Annotated in this window: 21 protein-coding genes; 10 read left to right on the top strand and 11 right to left on the bottom strand. The window is 64.5% G+C overall.

The window, feature by feature from the left end; all coding sequences use genetic code 11:
- Positions 1 to 38: 38 nt before the first annotated feature.
- The 6 genes from LL253_RS18815 to LL253_RS18790 form a co-directional block, all read right to left on the bottom strand.
- A complete protein-coding gene (locus LL253_RS18815) occupies positions 39 to 1,190 on the bottom strand; it encodes a TDT family transporter (protein ID WP_021224437.1) in 1,152 nt (383 codons plus the stop codon).
- On the bottom strand, positions 1,187 to 2,059 hold the full coding sequence (locus LL253_RS18810; RefSeq protein ID WP_021224438.1) for a LysR family transcriptional regulator: 873 nt from the start codon (positions 2,057 to 2,059) through the stop codon (positions 1,187 to 1,189). Before LL253_RS18810 ends, LL253_RS18815 begins: the two co-directional genes overlap by 4 nt.
- A 337-nt stretch (positions 2,060 to 2,396) precedes the next feature.
- Entirely contained in the window at positions 2,397 to 3,167 is a 771-nt protein-coding gene (locus LL253_RS18805) for an anti-sigma factor family protein (RefSeq protein WP_021224441.1), read from the bottom strand.
- Entirely contained in the window at positions 3,164 to 3,673 is a 510-nt protein-coding gene (locus LL253_RS18800) for an RNA polymerase sigma factor (protein ID WP_021224442.1), read from the bottom strand. The genes LL253_RS18805 and LL253_RS18800 overlap by 4 nt, the downstream gene beginning before the upstream one ends.
- Before the next feature lies 1 nt (position 3,674).
- On the bottom strand, positions 3,675 to 5,114 hold the full coding sequence (locus tag LL253_RS18795) for a YncE family protein (RefSeq protein ID WP_021224443.1): 1,440 nt from the start codon (positions 5,112 to 5,114) through the stop codon (positions 3,675 to 3,677).
- 1 nt (position 5,115) lies between these two features.
- Complete coding sequence (locus LL253_RS18790) at positions 5,116 to 5,481, bottom strand: DUF305 domain-containing protein (RefSeq protein ID WP_021224444.1); 366 nt, start codon at positions 5,479 to 5,481, stop codon at positions 5,116 to 5,118.
- A 232-nt stretch (positions 5,482 to 5,713) separates the two neighbouring features.
- On the opposite strand from LL253_RS18790, the gene LL253_RS18785 reads away from it, so the two are divergent.
- Positions 5,714 to 6,280, top strand: a complete 567-nt coding sequence (locus LL253_RS18785) for a recombinase family protein (protein ID WP_004212894.1) — start codon at positions 5,714 to 5,716, stop codon at positions 6,278 to 6,280.
- A gap of 6 nt (positions 6,281 to 6,286) precedes the next feature.
- Here the strand turns inward: LL253_RS18785 and LL253_RS18780 are convergent, their stop codons facing one another.
- Together LL253_RS18780 and LL253_RS18775 are read right to left on the bottom strand one after the other, a co-directional pair.
- On the bottom strand, positions 6,287 to 7,711 hold the full coding sequence (locus tag LL253_RS18780; protein ID WP_021224445.1) for a transposase: 1,425 nt from the start codon (positions 7,709 to 7,711) through the stop codon (positions 6,287 to 6,289).
- 94 nt (positions 7,712 to 7,805) lie between these two features.
- A complete protein-coding gene (locus tag LL253_RS18775) occupies positions 7,806 to 8,222 on the bottom strand; it encodes a MerR family transcriptional regulator (protein WP_021224446.1) in 417 nt (138 codons plus the stop codon).
- Between the two features lie 63 nt (positions 8,223 to 8,285).
- Here LL253_RS18775 and LL253_RS18770 point away from each other — a divergent pair, with 63 nt between their 5' ends.
- Together LL253_RS18770 and LL253_RS18765 are read left to right on the top strand one after the other, a co-directional pair.
- Positions 8,286 to 8,702, top strand: coding sequence for a mercuric transporter MerT family protein (locus tag LL253_RS18770; RefSeq protein WP_004213257.1), 417 nt, complete (start codon positions 8,286 to 8,288; stop codon positions 8,700 to 8,702).
- Positions 8,702 to 8,923, top strand: coding sequence for a GDCCVxC domain-containing (seleno)protein (locus LL253_RS18765; RefSeq protein ID WP_004213258.1), 222 nt, complete (start codon positions 8,702 to 8,704; stop codon positions 8,921 to 8,923). Before LL253_RS18770 ends, LL253_RS18765 begins: the two co-directional genes overlap by 1 nt.
- Positions 8,924 to 8,939: 16 nt before the next feature.
- Here the strand turns inward: LL253_RS18765 and LL253_RS18760 are convergent, their stop codons facing one another.
- Together LL253_RS18760 and LL253_RS18755 are read right to left on the bottom strand one after the other, a co-directional pair.
- Complete coding sequence (locus LL253_RS18760) at positions 8,940 to 9,491, bottom strand: DsrE family protein (protein WP_326868476.1); 552 nt, start codon at positions 9,489 to 9,491, stop codon at positions 8,940 to 8,942.
- 60 nt (positions 9,492 to 9,551) lie between these two features.
- On the bottom strand, positions 9,552 to 11,024 hold the full coding sequence (locus LL253_RS18755; protein WP_007016074.1) for a multicopper oxidase family protein: 1,473 nt from the start codon (positions 11,022 to 11,024) through the stop codon (positions 9,552 to 9,554).
- A 224-nt stretch (positions 11,025 to 11,248) separates the two neighbouring features.
- On the opposite strand from LL253_RS18755, the gene LL253_RS18750 reads away from it, so the two are divergent.
- From LL253_RS18750 to lgt, 7 genes are read left to right on the top strand one after another with little or no spacing between them, the layout of a single operon-like run.
- A complete protein-coding gene (locus LL253_RS18750; protein WP_007016076.1) occupies positions 11,249 to 11,569 on the top strand; it encodes an ArsR/SmtB family transcription factor in 321 nt (106 codons plus the stop codon).
- Positions 11,570 to 11,571: 2 nt separating this feature from the next.
- On the top strand, positions 11,572 to 11,997 hold the full coding sequence (locus tag LL253_RS18745; RefSeq protein WP_004213265.1) for a YeeE/YedE family protein: 426 nt from the start codon (positions 11,572 to 11,574) through the stop codon (positions 11,995 to 11,997).
- 3 nt (positions 11,998 to 12,000) lie between these two features.
- Complete coding sequence (locus LL253_RS18740) at positions 12,001 to 12,444, top strand: DUF6691 family protein (RefSeq protein ID WP_004213266.1); 444 nt, start codon at positions 12,001 to 12,003, stop codon at positions 12,442 to 12,444.
- Complete coding sequence (locus LL253_RS18735; protein WP_004213267.1) at positions 12,441 to 13,220, top strand: sulfite exporter TauE/SafE family protein; 780 nt, start codon at positions 12,441 to 12,443, stop codon at positions 13,218 to 13,220. Before LL253_RS18740 ends, LL253_RS18735 begins: the two co-directional genes overlap by 4 nt.
- A 19-nt stretch (positions 13,221 to 13,239) precedes the next feature.
- The gene (locus LL253_RS18730) at positions 13,240 to 13,989 is read left to right on the top strand and encodes an MBL fold metallo-hydrolase (protein WP_007016078.1); all 750 of its coding nucleotides are present in this window, start codon (positions 13,240 to 13,242) and stop codon (positions 13,987 to 13,989) included.
- A 36-nt stretch (positions 13,990 to 14,025) separates the two neighbouring features.
- Positions 14,026 to 14,412, top strand: coding sequence for a rhodanese-like domain-containing protein (locus LL253_RS18725; RefSeq protein ID WP_004213269.1), 387 nt, complete (start codon positions 14,026 to 14,028; stop codon positions 14,410 to 14,412).
- Positions 14,413 to 14,458: 46 nt separating this feature from the next.
- Positions 14,459 to 15,334, top strand: coding sequence for a prolipoprotein diacylglyceryl transferase (lgt, locus tag LL253_RS18720; protein ID WP_007016079.1), 876 nt, complete (start codon positions 14,459 to 14,461; stop codon positions 15,332 to 15,334).
- A 3-nt stretch (positions 15,335 to 15,337) separates the two neighbouring features.
- On the opposite strand, the gene LL253_RS18715 is transcribed toward lgt, so the two are convergent.
- The gene (locus LL253_RS18715) at positions 15,338 to 15,952 is read right to left on the bottom strand and encodes a DUF6118 family protein (protein ID WP_228222247.1); all 615 of its coding nucleotides are present in this window, start codon (positions 15,950 to 15,952) and stop codon (positions 15,338 to 15,340) included.
- Positions 15,953 to 16,002: the final 50 nt, after the last annotated feature.

Raw genomic sequence — 16,002 nt, 5'->3', positions numbered from 1 at the left:
CAAGTGATCGGACCGACTGATCCGATCATCATGGCGGATCAGTTCGGGGTGGCGATGCAGGGTGAGACGAACAGGTTGCCGCGCCATGCGCCGGCCAGCGTCTTGGCGCCGACGAGCAGCCACATCGCCGCAAGCGCGACTGTCAGCACCGTGCCGACGAAACCGAAGAAACCGAGGTTCAGCGTCGTGCCTAGGCGTAAGGTGGCGACGGTGTAGACGCCGAGCGGAAAGGTATAGCCCCACCAGCCCAGGTTGAACGGGACGCCGGCGCGCCAGTAGCGGATGGTGATGAGCGTCGCGAGCGCCAGCCACCACAGGCCGAAGCCCCACAGGCAGAGTCCGGCCACAACGCCGATCCCTTGCGCGACGGCACCGATACCGGCCAGCCCGTGCGCCGCGAGGATAGCCGGCGCGTCCGCCCCGAGCACCAGCATGCCCAGAGCACCCGTGCCGATCGGTCCCAGCGCCAGCCAGGAGGACGCCGCCATGCTCTCCTGCGGCAGTTTGTGGAGCGCCATGCGCAGGATGAGGATGGCGAGGATGCCGAACGCGACCGGCACCGAATAGGCCCACAGCACATAGGAGGTCGCAAGCGTGACGAGCTGCGCGTGAGGATCGGCCAGATGCGGCGCGAGCAGCCCGCCGCTGGCGCCCGCCACTTCGGCAGCGACGACCGGCAGCAACCATACCGCGGTCATGCCGTCCAGGCTGTGCTCGTGACGGGTGAACATCATGTACGGGATCAGCACGCCACAGGCGAGCGACATGGCGGCGTCGATCCACCACAGGACGTGTGCGACCGGTACGATGCCATTCCCGAACCGTGCGATGCCGAAGGCGAGGCAGCCGTTGATGATCGTCGCGAGGCCCATCGGGATGGTGCCGATGAACATCGACACGGTGTTATGCCCGAAGATGCGCCGCGCCTCGTGCCCGAACATCACCCAGCGCGCGCCATAAAGGCCGGCGAACAGCGCGAAGAGTGCGATATTGAAGAACCACAACACCTCGCCGACGGGTTTAAGCGAAGGCCCGATGCCGGGCACCTGCGGCAGCGCGAGCGCGAGGATACCGGTGCCCATCGTCGCGGCGAACCAGTTGGGCGTGAACTGACGAATCATCTCGCGGGGATGATCGAGCCGGCTGAGCGGCTTGAGGCCGCTGAGAACGGAGTGCGTGTCGGCAGTCATGCGACCTGCTCCTTGATGAGGTCCGTCAGCGCGTCGGCCGCGCGGGTGCGATAGCGTTCCTTGTGGCGCAGCGCGTGAAAGGCGCGGTCGGGCAGCCCGAGCGGCAGCTCGACAAGGTCACCGGCCTTGAGCGCGCGCGCGACGACCAATCGCGACAAGACGGCAACGCCGGCACCCGCCTCGACGGCGGTGCGCACCGCCTCGTTGGACGGCAGCGTCATCGCTATCGTCAGCTGGGCCGGATCAAACCCGCGCGTTCGCAGCACGTCCTCGAAGGTCGAGCGCGTACCCGATCCCAGCTCACGGACGATCCAGCGTTCAGTGCGCAGCCAGTCCTCGTCGACGCGCCCGGTGTCCTCGCGGCCGACCAGCACCATCGGATCACGCCCGACATGCCAGTGGGCGAGCGCCGGTTCGTCCACCTCGCCCTCGACGAAACCGAGCTCCGCCGCGCCGCTCAGGACCTGCGCTGCCGCACCTTCGGTGTTGTCGATCGCCAGTTCGACCGCGATCTGCGGGTGGCGTTCGTGGAAGGCGGCTAGCTTTGCCGGCAACCAGTAGCTCGCGATCGTCTGGCTGGCGACGATCCGCAATGAACCACGGGCAAGCCCGGCATAGTCCGCCAGCATCGTCTCGGCATGCGCTGCCCGCCCCAGCACCGCGCGCGCTTCCTCCAGAAAGCCGCGGCCTGCTTCGGTCAGCTGGATGCCACGCCCGACGCGGTGAAACAGAGGAACCCCGTAGCGCGCTTCGAGGGCAGCAATCGCGCCGGAGGCAGCGGACTGCGTGACGTTCAGCACCTCCGCTGCCTTGGTGACGTGTTCGCGCTCCGCGACACCGACGAAGATTCTGAGCTGCTCCAGGGTCATGCAGCATATATCGCGTACTTAGATCGATACGACCAACCGTTTGATATGGTCATTCCAATCTGGATATCGGAATGATCGGCAGCCTTTCGTCTGCGATGGTCTCGAAGACTTGGAGCGTTAGGCGGGCCTGCGACGTTTGATCGTCCATGACCGCTCATCACTGGCGGGGTGATCCTTGCGATGCTCGTCCTGTTCGTCGGCGCGCCGCTGGAACGCCACATCCGCGAGCGAGCCCGCCTGACGCCGGCCGAGGCCGCCAGGAAGGATGCCGAGCGCAAGCCCTGATCGCGCTGGCCCGCCCGGTGCCTGTCGGCGCTGAGGAGCAGCAAGGGCGCTATCAGGACACCAGCGCCGCATCGGCCTGCCGCCGGACTTCATCGGCAATCGGATGCAGCTCGGCCGCAGGCCGCTCGCCCACCACACTATAGCCGATCCCGTCGACTGCCCATGTGACCCGGCCCATGGTCCCGCTGGACGTGCTGGTCATGCTCGCAGTCTTGTCGATCTGCATAGGCCTCGTCAGCACCGCGAGTTTCGACGCTTGCGGTCCGTCGTAGAGGAGCAGTGCCGCAGGGCCGTGAGGCGTCGCGACCAGTCGCCCCCCACCATAGCGATAGCCGGCTGTGCTGAGGTCCGGGATGGTGACGCGCTCACCCAAACGGGCGGAGGTCCATCGGATCAGCATGGCGCGCTGATCCGGACCGATCTCCGCCGGTCGTATCCGGTCGGCGGCATAGACACGGAAATTGTCACTCGCCTCGTTGGCCAGCGCCGCGATGCCTGCGCGGGGTTCACCGCTCCACTTCGCGCTCGACCAACCACCGCCAAACCCGACCGCCAGCAGAAGTGACGCGGCGATGGCGAATTGCCATCGCGGCTGACGTTGCCGCCCCCTGATGGCTGCGACGCGCATCGTCGCCGGGATCGGTTCATCCGCGATCGGGGCAAACAGGGATGCAAGGGCTCGCGCCTGCTCCGCCTGTTCCCGCAAACGGGCATGCAGGTCCGGCTGGCCTTCAAGATAGGCGTCGACCAGGCGCTGCCGCTCGGGCGACAGCCTGCCATCGATCCATGCGGCCAGATCGTCCTCGCCGATCGGGCTGGTCATTGCACGCTCCTCAATCGCGGCCGTTCACCCTCCCGGAGGAGGGTCGCCAGTCGGTCGCGCGCCCGGGATATGCGCGACATCACCGTGCCCAGCGGCACGCCGACAACGGCAGCGACCTCCGCATAGGGCAGGCCCTCGACCGATACGAGGAGCAGCACCGTTCGCTGCTCCTCGGGCAACGCATCAAGGGCGCGCAGCAGGTCGCGGTGGTGTAGGCCTGTTTCCTGATCGGCCGGACGGCCGAGCGTGGCGTCGTCCACGAGGTGGAGCGGAACCGCTGTGCCTCGCCGGCTATGCTGCCGCTGATGGTCGACCAACAGATTGTGCAGGATCGTATAGACCCATGGGCGCACCTCCGCCCCGCGTCGTTGTCGCCAGCGCCCGACCGCGCGCTCGAGACAATCCTGCACCACGTCATCTGCCATTGCCCGATCGCGCAACCACGACCGGGCATAGCGGCGCAGACCGGGGATCAGGGGCTCGATCGCGGCGGCAAGCGGGTCCATGTCAGTCGCGCTGTACCTGCACGATGCGTCCCGGCGCGCCGTTCACCACCTCAGCGACCGCCAGAAAACGGCGGGGCGTCGCGGTGCTGCCTTGAACGATCTGCCGGATCGGACCCGACGCGTTGACGATCGCCGCACCCGCCGGGTTGCTCATGAAGTTGGCAAGCGGCTCTACAGCGCCGCTACCATCCGCGTTGGCGGTCAGCACGAGCATGTAGGGCTTCTTGGGCTGCAAACCGGTAACGGCACTCTGCACGACCTGAATGATGCCTTGGTCGAAGAGGGTGATGCTGCTTGCCGCACCCTTGCCGCCGATCGGCCCCATAGTCAGATGCAACGCCTTGCCGGCCGTGCCGAGCGGCTGGAGATTGTCGGTGCCGGGGCCTGTCGGAACAGCGTTCGGCACATAGGCGATCGCCTGCGGTGCCTGTCCGACCGGCACGGTAGCGACGACCGTGTTGCCAGCGGTGTCGATCGCGGCCAGCTCATCGGCATTCTCCAGCCCGACATAGATGCGCCGACCGTCGCCGGACGGCCAGACACCGTGCGGCATCTTGCCGACTGGAATGGTTGCCACCAGCGTGAAGTCGGACGTGCGGAACACCTTCACCGCATTCTCCCCGCCGACCGTCACATAGGCGAACTGCCCCTTGGCCGTGCGGGCGAAGTTGACGTGATTGGTGATCGGCCCGGTATCCAGCACCTTGAGGATTGTGAAGGGTGGCCTGGCATCGAATGCGACCGTCTTGCCGATGTCCTTTAGCGTAAACCACGCCTGCTTGCCGTCCGGCGTCGCGGCGATGTTGGGGCAGAATGGGCTCGGCTGCGCCACCTGTCCGACCTGTGCGTGGGTTGCGACATCGAACACGGCCAGCACCGGATTGAACGAGGAACAGACATAGCCGTATCGCCCATCGGGCGAGAAGATCGTCATACCCGGACCACCGGGCGTCTTGATGCGGCCGGTTTCCTTGTACGTCGCGGGATCGAGCACGGCGATATAGTCCTCGCCGCGAACGGTGACCCAGACCTCCTTTCCGTCCGGCGTGAAGAACGCCTCGTGCGGACTGCGCCCGACATAGGTCGTGTGTTTGACCGTGTTGGTGGCGGTGTCGATCCACGACACGGCATTCGATCCGATCGACACGACCGCCAAGGTCTTCCCGTCCGGCGAGAAGCCCAGGCCGTGGACCAGCACTTGTCCCTTGTAGAGCGGGGAGAAGTTCATCGGCTGCGGATCGCCGAGCTTGATGACGCCGAGCAGCCGGTTGTCGGCAGGGTCCGTCACCGACACCGTGTTGGAGAATTGTTCGGACGCATAGACGCGGTCGCGGTGGCTGACGGGCATGTCCTTGGCGTTCCACGGCGCCTGCTGCGCCATGGCGAGGCCCGGTGCGGCGCTCATCAGCAAGGCGGCCGAGCGCAGGATGGTCCGGATCATGTCAGTGCTCCATAGGGCTGTGGTGGTCGCCGCCCTGCGTCGGGGCCGGCGTCGAAGGCGGTAGCGGCTGACCGATCGCCAACTTCATAGCGGCAATCTCCTGCTGCTGATCGATGATGATCTCCTGCGCGATGCGCTTGAGCTGCTCGTTATGGCCGTAGCGCAGCTCCGCCACTGCCATATCGATCGCACCCTGATGATGCGGGAGCATCATCGTGACGAAGTCGCGGTCGACGTTGCCGGACGGCTTGACCATCATGCCCGCCATCATCCGGTCCATCGCGGCAGCCACCATGCTGGCGTAACCACCGGCAGGGGCGGCCGCGACTGCGCCTGTGAGCAGGGCCGAAGCAGTCAGACCGAGCATCCAATATCGTCTACGCATAAGCCTCCGGCGCATCAGTCCTGAAAGCATAGACGACGCTCGTCCGGGTTTATTCCATGGGTGAGCCGGTTATCAGCCTTCCCGATTGGGAACCTCCAACGGGACGACCGTGACCGACACAAAAATCCGCTGTATGCCCGCCGGGGCTTTCCCAAAATATGTTCCCGAAATATGAGTCCCGAAATTCGCTGTTTGAGATGGGATAACGGGACTCATGCTGGTTGGTTATGCGCGTGTCTCGACCTCCGACCAGGACCTGACGCTACAAACCGATGCGCTGACCAAGGCTGGCTGTGAAAAGCTGTTCACCGACAAGGTGAGCGGCGCGAAGCTGAACCGTCCCGGTCTGACCGAAGCTCTCAATTTCGTGCGGGCCGGTGACACGCTGGTGATATGGAAGCTCGATCGCCTTGGCCGATCGATCGGGGGCCTGATCGAACTGGCGGCGGACTTGTCCGCTCGGAAGATTGATTTCCGGTCCCTGACGGACGGGTTCGACACGGCAACCCCATCGGGCCGTCTGCTGTTCCATATCCTCGCTTCTGTCGCGGAGATGGAGCGCGAACTGATAAAGGAACGGACGATTGCCGGTTTGGCAGCGGCACGGGCCAAGGGCGGCACGGGCGGAGGCCGCAAGTCGGTCATGACGCCTGACATGCTCGATACCGCCCGCAAGCTGCTCAAGGCTGGCGACAAACCGGCGAAGGTCGCGAAGCTGCTCCAGGTCGGCCGTTCTACCTTCTATCGCCACTTCCCTGCGGCCGAGCGCGAACCCGGCTAACCGGCGTCAGAAGATCGTCGCGTAGTAGGATTGCTCGAACCGGCCACGGCTGATCCGGGCCATGCGCTCGATGCGTTCCGGCACCGGGGGCGGGCGACGGTTCCGGGCCGGTCTTGCGTCGGTGCGGGCTAACAGCACGAGATTGGCAATGGCCGCGCCCAACAGAAACTCTTCTTCGGCACCGCGCAGTCCGCGAAGGTGCAGGCGGGTCAGCCCTCGCTTGCCTTTGGCATCGGCGAACACCCGCTCGACACCCCGGCGCAGCCGCATCGACCGCTTGAATAGCGGCGTCTGCATCTCGCCGCGCACCATCTCACGCACGTCCTCATATTCGCTGTGCGTGACCGACCTGTTGCTGCCTGCGGTGCATTTCCGTTTGAGGTGACAGGCGCGGCAATCGGCAGGACTGGCGCTGTATCGGAGAAAGCCCGCCCGACGATCGGCACCGCGAAAGGGCAGTATCTTCCCAGCGGGGCAGACATAGCGGTCCTGCTCCCGCTCATAGCGGAAGGCTTCGCGGGGGAATTTGCCCTTGGTCTGTTCGGATCGTTCCAGCACCGGGATATGCGGGATGGTGCCGCGATCGGTGACGAACGCCAGGAACGCAGCGCTGCCATAGGCGGTGTCGGCCGCGACACGCTTTGGCCGATAGCCGAACCGATTGTCGGCCCGTGCCAGCATGGTCCGCCCCGCATCGACTTCCGCGGCGAAGCGGGCGGGACTGGCCTCCACGTCGATCGCCACCCCTCCCGGCGTGTCAATCAGGACATTGAAGGCATAGCCGAACCGGCCCCGCGCCGTGCGCGCCGACCATGCCGACGCCGGATCGGTGCGTGACACCTCGGCCGGTTTGCCACGCGGTACGCCATGTTCCTGCGGTGGAGCATTGGCCTGATCCGCCAGCCATTCACAAACCGGGCGGGGAAGCCGGGGCGCGGCCATGTCGGCGTCCCGCATCTTGCGCTGCCAGCTTGCATCGGCCGCGACGAACGATGCATCGATTGCGGCATCCTTGTGGGCGATCAGCCCCGCATCGGCGCAGCGCCGCACCGTCTGCTCGAACAGGATGCGGAAGATGCTAGCATCGCGGAAGCGGCCATGCCGGTTCTTGCTAAACGTCGAGTGGTGCGGCACCGGCGCGTTGAGCGGCAATCGGCAGAACCAGCGATAGGCGAGGTTGAAGCGGACTTCCTCACACAGACGGCGCTCCGACGTGATGCCATAGAGGCGAGCGATCAGCGCCATGCGGACCAGCAATTCAGGCGCGATCGAGGGACGCCCACGGCAACTGTAGTGCGGCGCGAGCGCATCGCGCAGTTCACCCAGGTCGATCAGCCCGTCTATCCTGTGCAGCATATGATCGGCGGGGATCATCGCTCCCAGCGCCCGCCAGCTTGCGCCCTTGCCGCCTCGCTGTTGCTCACCCATCATGGCCGCTGCTCCCGATGTGTCGAAGCAGGGAACCCGTTAGGAACGCGATCGGATCACCCGGCCTTTTTTCAACAGCCCCGACCGGTTTTGACACCTAAGTGGTTGTATATTGGTCAAGCAATTCGATCACGGCACAACTCGCCGCCCCGTCGCCCTCGCAACGGTCGATCGTCGTGGCAAGCAGGCTTTCGAGTTGCGCTAGGTCTGCCATTTTCGCGCGAACCCGCTCCAGGTGGTGGGCCGCGATCTCGCGGACCTCACTGCACGACGCCTGCGCGGGACCGCCAAGTGACAGGATCGCGCGCACCTCGGCCGGGGTGAAGCCGAGTTCACGCGCGCCACGGATGAATCCAAGGACGCGGACGTGGCCGGCCCCATATACTCGCCGGCCCCCGCTCGTGCGGGGTGGGGTCGCCACAATGCCGACGCGCTCGAAATAGCGGATCGTCTCGATGTTCACGCCGGTTCGGCGCGACAACTCGCCGATAGCTAGGCCTTTCTCATCCCTCATAATTCGCTTGCTCCTGTAGCCGCTACAGGAGGCATTAGGGGGTTATTCCGCCGGAGACGACTGATGAATAAAAGGATTTTGCCGCACGAAACCCTGGCCGCTTCCGCATCGCCACGCCGCGCCGACGCGGGGCTATCCGCCCTGGGTGCGCTGGCGAGCTTCGGCGCGGTCCTAGCCGCCGCATCCTGCTGCGTCTTGCCGCTCGCGCTGGCGGCGCTGGGCGTGGGGGCGGGCCTGTCGAGCACCTTCGCCGCGCTGATGCCTCTGCGCTGGGCCCTGACGGCGCTTTCCCTCGTCGGCCTGGCTGCCGGGTGGTGGGCGTATGTGCGGCGTCGGAGGACCTGCGCTGCGGATCGGTCCTGCACCGTGACCCTACCGTCCCGCGCAACTCCGATCATGCTCACGATCGGCACGACCCTGACGCTGACCGCGCTGATATGGGATCGCATTGAAGCGCCGCTTATAAAGGCGCTTTCCTGATGCAGCTCACCTCCACGCTGACCTGTCCCGAGTGCGGCGGTGTCGCGACCGAGACGATGCCCACCAACGCCTGCCAGTTCTTCTATGATTGCCGACATTGCGCGGCGGTGCTGCGGCCCCTGGCCGGCGACTGCTGCGTGTTCTGCTCGTTCGGCGATGTCCCATGCCCTCCGATTCAGGAGGCGAAGGCGAACGGGACCGTGGCGGGCTGCTGCGGGTGAGGGGGTATCGCACCTTTCAATCCGGGATGAGCGCGTAACCCCGGATTTGTAGATTCGCCAAGGTTGTAAGCGCCGAATCATCGATCTCAACGCCCGAAGCCACTTGGTTCGGCATGATCTCATTTCCGACCATGGCCTGACTGCAAACGCGGATTGAAACACCGGCTTTCTGGAGAGCGGCAATCAGCGCAGCGTTCGGGTTGGCCGCTACCTTCATACGCGCCGCATATGGCGCGTTCTGCAGGACGAGCGGGGTCGCGGGACCATGAATGATGACGGCGATGTCACCAGCCGGATGGACCTTGTCCGCGCCTAGCAGGTTCACGAAGCGCGCGACCTTCTCAAGGCTGGGATTCACTTTGTCGGGAGAGCTTGCGGCCTTGGTGACATTGAACAAGACGCGGTAGCGAAGCTTGGGATCGGGCCGCTCGGCAGCACTGGGCACGGCCACGATCCCGCCAAATCCCGGTATTACGGGATAAACCAGATTATCCTGTGCAGCTAGCGAGGTGCCGCCGGTCAGCATCGTTGCCGCGAGCAGAAATGTGGCGAAAGCTCTTTTTGGCAACCTTGCTCTCCTGTTGGACGGTAGGCGCTGCATAAACTCTCCAGAAGTGGGAGCCTACGCCTACGCAACACTGAACTGGCCCATCATTCCATTATCCTCATGTTCAAGGATATGGCAGTGATACATGAAGGGAGCGCTCTTGGCCGGCTGATCAAATCGGATGAGAAGCTCCACCGGTTCCTTGACGAGGACCGTGTCGCGCGGCCCCTGGTCGAGAACATCGGGCTGCCCGCCACCGCGGGTGAGAACATCAAAGTGGACGCCGTGAATATGGATCGGGTGGCGCATCATTTCGCCAGACACCTCCCATATTTCGGTGGAGCCTAGCTTCACCGTCTCATCGATGCGATTCATGTCGAATGGCTTGCCATTGATCGTAAGGCCGCCACCGCCGCTTCCTGAGCCCATCATGCCGCCCATGCCCATGTTGAGGCTCAGACGGCGACGGCGCACCGCCTTGCTGGCGTCGGGCCCAGTTCGTGATGCCAGAAGGGTCGGCACGACGCCGCTGGCACGAGCCTGTCCCAACGGCCGTGGTTCAAACCGCAGCACGGTCGCTGGTGCCGCGGCATCGGTCCTTCGGGCGCCACGCCCCATCATACCCATGCCGCCCATCATCGAGCTGTTGGTATCAGCCGCCGTCACCAGCGAGGCGGACCTACCGTCCGTGAAGTCCACGAGAAGCTCGGCACGTTGGCCCGGCGCCAAGGTTATGGCTTCCAATGCCACTGCGTGTTCGAGCAGCCCCCCTTCGGTTCCGATCCAGTGAAAGCTCCGCCGATCGGAAAACGACAGCTCATAAATCCGCGCGTTCGATGCGTTGACGAGCCGCAGGCGAACCAACCGATTTGGCACCGCCGCCAGCGGATTCACCGCGCCGTTCACAAGGATCGTGTCGCCGCGCCGGCCCTGCATGGCGACCATCATGCCGCCTGGCATGACAAGGCGACCATTTTCGAACTGGCGATCCTGGATGAGCAGGGGCAGATCGTCCACGCCATATTCTGACGGGAGCCCCAGGCCCTGCTCTTCGTCGTCGGTTACCAGCAACGCCCCAGCCAGGCCCGAATAGACTTGCTCGGCCGTCAACCCATGGACGTGTGAGTGATAAAGGAGGGTCGCTGCGGGCTGCCGGATCGGGAGCGTGGGCCGCCAGGTCGCGCCCGGCGCGATGATCTGATGGGGGCCGCCATCCAGCTCTCCGGGGATCAGAAGCCCGTGCCAATGCACAGTCGTGTCCGCGTTGAGCCCGTTGGTCACGACAGCCGCCACGTCGTCGCCACGGCGCACCCTGATCGTCGGTCCGAGATAGCTGCCATTATACCCGAGCGTGTCACTCGGCCGGCCTGGATAAAATGAAGTCGTTCCGGACTGGACCCGTAGCGCGAATGAGCGGCCAGGCCGTGCGTCCAACAGCGGCGGCATCGGAAGCGGGTTTGCACCTCCCCCGCCGAGGCCCGGCGTGGAGCGCGAGCAAGCGGTGGTTGCGAACAATGCCGCTCCGCCAGCCAACAGCGAACGTCGATCGAGCATCTAAATCTGTCCCAGCGTGCAGCGCAGCTCGGAAGCGATACGGACAGCCTGGTCGATCAGCATGGGGTTACCTCGCACTCCGGCGCTTCGAAGGAGCCTCGATGGCTTGGCGAAATAGTAGCTCACGGGGGGAACCTCCTAGCTGGCGCTTGATCGAACACCACTCCATCATATATGCTACATATAAGATGTTTGGAGCAACTGTGCCACCTTCCCTCGTTAAAATGTCTCCGGAGCTTCTGGAGGAAAAGGCCGGCGAAGCGGAAGCGTTCCTCCGTTCGCTTGCGAGCCGGCACCGTCTGATGATCCTGTGCAGCCTGCTCGGCGGGGAGTTGTCGGTAACCGATCTGGGCGAACGCCTCGGACTGACACAGTCGAATTTGTCCCGCCATCTGGCCACGCTGCGCGACGAAGGCCTGGTCGGAACACGGCGGGAGAAAACGACGATATTCTACCGCATCACGTCCGAGCGCGTGCTGCCGATCCTGACGGAACTCTACGCACTCTTTTGCGCCGGTGACGAAGCTGAGAGCAGAGAATCCTGACGATGGAGGGTTTCACCCCATTCTCGGCCATCGTGGGCGGCGCGCTAATCGGCCTCTCGGCTTCCTTCCTGTGGATCGCCAATGGGCGCATCGCTGGAATCAGCGGCATCGTCGGCGGGGTGCTTGCGCCTGTCCGCGGCGAGATGGCCTGGCGCGCAACATTCCTGGTCGGCCTGCTCGCCGCGCCCTTGCTCTACCGGGCGGCGGGCGGCCTGCTACCGGACCTCACGTCGCCGGCCCCAGTCGCCGTCGTGATCGCAGCCGGCCTTCTGGTGGGATTTGGGACTCGGCTCGGGAGTGGTTGCACCAGCGGGCATGGCGTCTGCGGAATAGCGAGGCTCTCGCCCCGCTCGCTCGCCGCGACAGGCGTCTTCCTCATCACAGCGGCCGCGACTGTGTACGTCGCCCGACACGTCATCGGACTCTGAGCAATGAGGAAGCTGCTCATCGCGCTCGCCTCGGGGCTCATTTTCGGCTTCGGCCTGATCGTCTCCGCCATGATAGCCCCCAGCAAGGTTCTGGCGTTTCTTGATGTCGCCGCGCCGTCGTGGGACCCGAGCCTTGCCTTGGTGCTGGCCTCGGCCGTCATGGTTTCAGCGTTGGGATTTGCACTCGGCCGAAGGCGCGATGCTCCGCTTTTCGCACCGGCGTTCAATGGGCCATCGTCCCGGTCCCTGGACAAGAAGCTTCTCTCGGGCGCGGCTTTGTTCGGCGTCGGATGGGGCCTCGTCGGCTACTGCCCTGGTCCGGCCCTGGTCGCCCTGAGCCTCGGAGCGCCGGCGGCGCTGGTGTTCGTCGTGGCGATGCTGGCGGGCATGGGCGTCTTCGCCCTTCAGGAACGTTATCGCGCAGCCAGGCCCGGGGCAAACCCATGACGCCGGTCGACATCCTCACGCTCATATCCGGTGTCGTCGTCGGCTTTACCCTCGGGGTGATCGGCGGCGGCGGCTCGATCCTTGCCCTGCCGTTGCTGCTGTATGTCGTGGGCATGAAGGACCCGCACGTCGCGATCGGCACGAGCGCGCTGGCGGTGGCCGCCAATGCCTTCGCCAACCTGATCCAGCACGCCCGGGCCGGAACCGTGAAGTGGCCCTGCGCCCTCGTCTTCGGGGCATCGGGCGTCATAGGCGCCCTGATCGGCTCCACCCTGGGCAAGATGGTGGCGGGTCAGCATCTCCTGGTGCTGTTCGCAGGCGTGATGATCGTGGTGGGGGTTTCCATGCTGCGCGGCAAATCCGGCGGCGGCGACCCGGGCGTGCGGATCACGCGCCCCATCGCTGTGCGGCTCGTGGCGATCGGCCTTCTCGCCGGCCTCCTGTCAGGGTTCTTCGGCATCGGCGGCGGCTTCCTGATTGTGCCCGGCATCATGCTCGGCAGCGGCATGCCCATCCTCAACGCGGTCGGATCGTCGCTGTTTTCGGTGGGAACGTTCGGATCGGCGACAGCCCTCAACTATGCCCTGTCAGGACTCGTGGATTGGCGCGTGGCCGGCTTCTTCATCGCTGGCGGGGTCGCTGGCGGCGTCGCCGGCATGCAAACCGCCATCCGGCTCGCCGATCATAAGGGCTTGCTCACCCGCATCTTCGCTTTCGTCCTGCTGGCCGTGGCCGCCTACATGCTGTTCCGCAGCCTGGGCGGGATCGGCGGCTAGACACCATTGGAGACCGATCATGATCTTTCGTCAGTTGTTCGAGCCGGAGTCCTCGACCTACACCTACCTCCTCGGTTGCCCGGAGACGCGCAAAGCCGTCCTGATCGATCCTGTCCTCGAAACGATCGAACGCGACCTTGCCGCGCTTCAGGAACTGGATCTCGAACTGGCTTATACGTTGGAGACGCATGTGCATGCGGACCACGTCACATCGGCCTGCTATCTGCGCAGCCTTACCGGCTCCAAGATCGCGTACCCCGCCATGGACGGCCTTCCCTGTGCTGACGTGGGGGTCGCCGAGGACCAGCCTTTGACTGTCGGCGCGCTCAAGCTTCAGCCGCTGTTTACGCCGGGGCACACCGACGCCCACCATACCTACCTGGTTGAGCAGCCCGATGGTCTTCGCGCCTTCACCGGCGACGCCCTGCTAATCGACGGCTGTGGCCGCACCGACTTCCAAAACGGTGACGCCGCCACCCTTTATCACTCCGTCACGCAGAAGATTTTCACGCTGCCGGGCGATGGTCTGATCTACCCGGCTCACGACTACAATCATCGCCACATCACGACAGTGGCGCAGGAGCGTGAACGGAACCCGCGCCTTGCGGGCAAGACCGTTCAGGAATTCGTCGCGATCATGGCCGCTCTCGATCTTCCCTACCCAAAGAAGATCGACGTTGCCGTTCCGGCAAACAAGCTTTGCGGTGATTGCCCGACAGATTTGCCGGAAATGCTGCGCCAGATAGGCGGCAAGTCCGAGCAGGGCTGAGCCATCCGATACAGGTTCATTTACAGGAGAAAGTCGATGCCAACACGCACCTCGAAACAACTCGTTTCCGAAGCGAATGCGATTGTCGAAACTATCGCGCCTGACGATGCAGCCAAACTTGTCGGCAATCCCAAGGTCCAGTTCGTTGACATCCGCGAGCCAGGGGAAGTCGCAAAATCGGGGCTGGTGGCTGGTGCGGTGCATGTCCCGCGTGGCCTTCTGGAATTCCAGGTCGATCCTGAAAGCCCCACCCACAATGCCAAACTCGCCAGTGGATCGCGGTTGGTGCTCTATTGTGGGTCCGGCGCCCGCTCGGCGCTGGCCGCAAAATCACTCAAGGAGATGGGCGTGGAGAATGTCGCCCACGTCCCCGGCGGGTTTGCGGCGCTCAAGGATGCCGGCGCTTCAATCGCACCGGAATAACCCATGGCGCGCTCGAGCGCCGCTTCTCGCAGGCAGGATACAATCCTTGGATAGCCATATCGCATTCGCCAGCCTCGGATTGAGCCCGATAGCCATCTCCATAGGCCCGCTCGACATCCGCTGGTACTCGCTGGCCTATATCGCCGGCATCATTGCCGGGTGGTGGTATCTGCTGCGGCTGCTGGCCCAACCAGCGGCCCCGATGAACCGCGCACAAGCCGACGATCTCGTGTTCTACGCGACGTTGGGCGTTATCCTCGGTGGCCGTCTCGGCTATGTGATCTTTTACGGTCCTGAGATGATCTTCGACCCCCTGCAAATCCTCAAGCTGTGGGACGGCGGCATGTCGTTCCACGGGGGTGCAGCTGGCGTCTCGCTCGCGCTGATCCTGTTCGCGCGACGACACGGCCTCGAATGGCTGCGGGTCCATGATTATGTCGCCTGCACCGTGCCGATCGGCCTGTTCTTCGGCCGCCTCGCTAATTTCGTGAATGGTGAGCTTTGGGGAAAGCCCACCGATGTGCCTTGGGCGATTGTGTTCCCCGGAAGTCGCGATGGCCTCGCGCGTCACCCGAGCCAGCTCTACGAAGCCGGGCTGGAAGGACTGGTCTTGTTTGCCGTGCTCGCGTGCCTTTTCTGGTTTACCAACGCCCGACGTCGCCCTGGCATGCTCGTCGGCGTGTTCCTTCTTGGCTATGGGCTCGCTCGCTTCATTGTCGAATTCTTCCGGGAGCCGGATGCCCAGCTTGTCGGCTTCACAGCCAGAACAGGGCTTCATATGGGTCAGTGGCTCACCGTGCCGATGATTGCCGCAGGTATCTATTTGATAGTCGCAGCTTGGCGCGCCGGCTCGCGCAACCAGCAGGGCAAATCAGTAAAAAGTGAGCCAGCAATCATGCCAAAATCGAGTTGCAGTGAATAGGAACTAGCGGTCGCTATCCTGCTGCTCCTCAAGGCTAGCACCAACTTTGATTGTGCATCGCACCGTCTCGCGCGTTCGGGCTGCGGCCTTGCTGCACCCTTCGATCGTTTCGCGATTGGCCAACACCATCCTGTCGGCCGCTATGATCGCGCGGAACGCGGTGGGCGAGGCGGCCTGCATCATCCGCTGCCCGCCTTCCCACATTGACAGGTCGAGCGCTCGCGCCGCCATCTTTTCCGGCCATTGCCAGCTCGCCGGCACGGCACGCGCGACGACGCCGGCGAACGCCGCCCAAAGCACCATGCCGAGCACCACTCCGCCGATCGCCGTCCACATCAACCAGCGGTTCTGCTCGTAGCCCCGCCGCGCCGATGCGGTGACGCCCTGAAGCGCCCGAGTTGCATCCTTCAGCTCTGCGGCTGCGGTCGCGATCGTCCGCCGGTCCTCGGCGCGGGCGTCACCGCCTGCCGCTACGATCCGGTCAACAACGTGACGCGGCGTTGCTCCGTCCCTGGCTGCCGTCACCAGCGCGTCGGCGCGCTGCAAGGTGGCGTCGATCTTCTGCACCATGCCCGCCAGCGTCTCGCTATAGGGGGCGTTTGCGGGAGGGGGCGGAATCCTACGCTAAGGATTTGGGCCAGCGATATTCCCCGGTTAGATTGATGTGT

This window comes from Sphingobium soli (genome assembly GCF_020782245.1).
GTDB lineage: Bacteria > Pseudomonadota > Alphaproteobacteria > Sphingomonadales > Sphingomonadaceae > Sphingobium > Sphingobium soli.
The sequence above is the reverse complement of the archived record's forward strand: the minus strand, read 5'-3'. Positions and strand labels throughout refer to the sequence as shown.

Excerpts from the sequence above, each read along its gene's own strand:
- LL253_RS18815 (WP_021224437.1), bottom strand. The coding sequence starts at position 1,190 with ATGACTGCCGACACGCACTCCGTTCTCAGCGGCCTCAAGCCGCTCAGC.
- LL253_RS18810 (WP_021224438.1), bottom strand. The coding sequence starts at position 2,059 with ATGACCCTGGAGCAGCTCAGAATCTTCGTCGGTGTCGCGGAGCGCGAA.
- LL253_RS18805 (WP_021224441.1), bottom strand. The coding sequence starts at position 3,167 with ATGACCAGCCCGATCGGCGAGGACGATCTGGCCGCATGGATCGATGGC.
- LL253_RS18800 (WP_021224442.1), bottom strand. The coding sequence starts at position 3,673 with ATGGACCCGCTTGCCGCCGCGATCGAGCCCCTGATCCCCGGTCTGCGC.
- LL253_RS18795 (WP_021224443.1), bottom strand. The coding sequence starts at position 5,114 with ATGATCCGGACCATCCTGCGCTCGGCCGCCTTGCTGATGAGCGCCGCA.
- LL253_RS18790 (WP_021224444.1), bottom strand. The coding sequence starts at position 5,481 with ATGCTCGGTCTGACTGCTTCGGCCCTGCTCACAGGCGCAGTCGCGGCC.
- LL253_RS18785 (WP_004212894.1), top strand. The coding sequence starts at position 5,714 with ATGCTGGTTGGTTATGCGCGTGTCTCGACCTCCGACCAGGACCTGACG.
- LL253_RS18780 (WP_021224445.1), bottom strand. The coding sequence starts at position 7,711 with ATGATGGGTGAGCAACAGCGAGGCGGCAAGGGCGCAAGCTGGCGGGCG.
- LL253_RS18775 (WP_021224446.1), bottom strand. The coding sequence starts at position 8,222 with ATGAGGGATGAGAAAGGCCTAGCTATCGGCGAGTTGTCGCGCCGAACC.
- LL253_RS18770 (WP_004213257.1), top strand. The coding sequence starts at position 8,286 with ATGAATAAAAGGATTTTGCCGCACGAAACCCTGGCCGCTTCCGCATCG.
- LL253_RS18765 (WP_004213258.1), top strand. The coding sequence starts at position 8,702 with ATGCAGCTCACCTCCACGCTGACCTGTCCCGAGTGCGGCGGTGTCGCG.
- LL253_RS18755 (WP_007016074.1), bottom strand. The coding sequence starts at position 11,024 with ATGCTCGATCGACGTTCGCTGTTGGCTGGCGGAGCGGCATTGTTCGCA.
- LL253_RS18750 (WP_007016076.1), top strand. The coding sequence starts at position 11,249 with ATGTCTCCGGAGCTTCTGGAGGAAAAGGCCGGCGAAGCGGAAGCGTTC.
- LL253_RS18745 (WP_004213265.1), top strand. The coding sequence starts at position 11,572 with ATGGAGGGTTTCACCCCATTCTCGGCCATCGTGGGCGGCGCGCTAATC.
- LL253_RS18740 (WP_004213266.1), top strand. The coding sequence starts at position 12,001 with ATGAGGAAGCTGCTCATCGCGCTCGCCTCGGGGCTCATTTTCGGCTTC.
- LL253_RS18735 (WP_004213267.1), top strand. The coding sequence starts at position 12,441 with ATGACGCCGGTCGACATCCTCACGCTCATATCCGGTGTCGTCGTCGGC.
- LL253_RS18730 (WP_007016078.1), top strand. The coding sequence starts at position 13,240 with ATGATCTTTCGTCAGTTGTTCGAGCCGGAGTCCTCGACCTACACCTAC.
- LL253_RS18725 (WP_004213269.1), top strand. The coding sequence starts at position 14,026 with ATGCCAACACGCACCTCGAAACAACTCGTTTCCGAAGCGAATGCGATT.